Here is a 1328-nt window from a genome sequence, read left to right on the forward strand (position 1 = left end):
TGAAACGGCCCCCGAATTCCCCGGACAGGTCTCACCCTTAAAATAAGGGTTGGGAGTAATGTCGTGGCTATGACTGGTTCTTATCCGAAGATTGAGGTCCTGACCGGGCCTGAGCGCCGCCGCCGGTGGTCGGTTGCGGAGAAGTTGGAGATCGTCGCGCAGACGCGCGAGGCGGGCGTCACGGTCAGCCTTGTCGCCCGCCGGTGCGGCGTGTCGCCGAACCAGCTTTTCACGTGGCGGCGGCTTGCCGAGCAAGGGGCGCTGACCGCGACGGCGGCCGAGGAGGAAGTGGTCCCGGCCTCCGCCTTCCGGGCGCAGCAGGAGCAAATCCGAGAATTACAGCGGCTCCTGGGCAAGAAGACCCTTGAGGTGGAAATCCTAAAAGACGCTCTGGACCTGGCGGAGGATATAAAAAAACGGAGATTGCGGTCGCTGTCGCTGCCCAAGGACGGTTTGCCATGAACGCCGTCGCCGCGACGCTGGACGTGGCCCGTTCGCATCTCGCCGCGCGGCTGGCGCAGCGGACGGCCGGGCGCTCTCCCCAGCGCAGAGGCCGTCCGCCCCTGCCGGAAGAGGCGCTGCTGGCCGAAATCGAGGCAGTCATCGACGACATGCCGAGCTACGGCTATGCCCGCATCTGGGCCAGGTTGCGCCGCAAGGCCCTGGCCGAGGGCCGTGCGCCCGCCAACCGCAAGCGGGTCTACCGGGTGATGAAGGTCAACGGCCTTCTGCTCGAACGCCATGCTGGCGGGGTCGAACGCCGTCACGACGGCCGCATCGCTGTCGCGCGCTCCAATTTGCGCTGGTGCTCCGACGGCTTCGAGATCGGCTGCGACAACGGCGAAAAGGTTCGCGTCGCCTTCGCGCTCGATTGCTGCGACCGGGAAGCCATGGGCCATATCGCCACCACCGAGGGCATCAAAGGCGAGGATGTGTGCGACCTCATGGTCACCGCCGTCGAGCACCGCTTCGGCAAGGTCAACCGCTTGCCGCAGACCATCGAATGGCTGACCGATAACGGCTCCTGCTTCATCGCAGGTCCGACCCGGCGCTTTGCCCGCGAGATCGGTCTGGAACCGCTCACCACCCCGGTCCAGAGCCCGCAGAGCAACGGCATGGCCGAAGCCTTCGTGCGCACCTTCAAGCGCGATTACGTCGCGGTGAATCCCATCCCGGATGCCAAAACCGTCATGCTCGCCCTGCCGGAATGGTTCGACCACTACAACGAGCTTCACCCGCATCGGGCGCTCGGATATCGTTCACCCCGCGAGTTCATCGCGGCCCAAGCAGCACCGTGAGAAATGTCCGGGCTTTTGGGGGCTACAACA

1 protein-coding gene is annotated in these 1328 nt (G+C 65.2%); it reads left to right on the top strand.

Features of this window, described 5'->3' with window-relative positions; translation table 11 throughout:
- Window positions 1-69 precede the first annotated feature (69 nt).
- Window positions 70-1298 (top strand): IS3 family transposase gene (locus FWJ24_RS14540; protein ID WP_137900809.1). Its coding sequence is split into 2 segments (ribosomal slippage): window positions 70-400 and window positions 400-1298, totalling 1230 coding nucleotides; the frame shifts between segments, so codons are not numbered across the junction.
- The last annotated feature ends 30 nt before the right edge of the window (window positions 1299-1328 follow it).

Origin of the sequence: Rhabdaerophilum calidifontis (assembly GCF_008641065.1) — a bacterium.
Classification (GTDB): Bacteria; Pseudomonadota; Alphaproteobacteria; order Rhizobiales; family Beijerinckiaceae; genus Rhabdaerophilum; species Rhabdaerophilum calidifontis.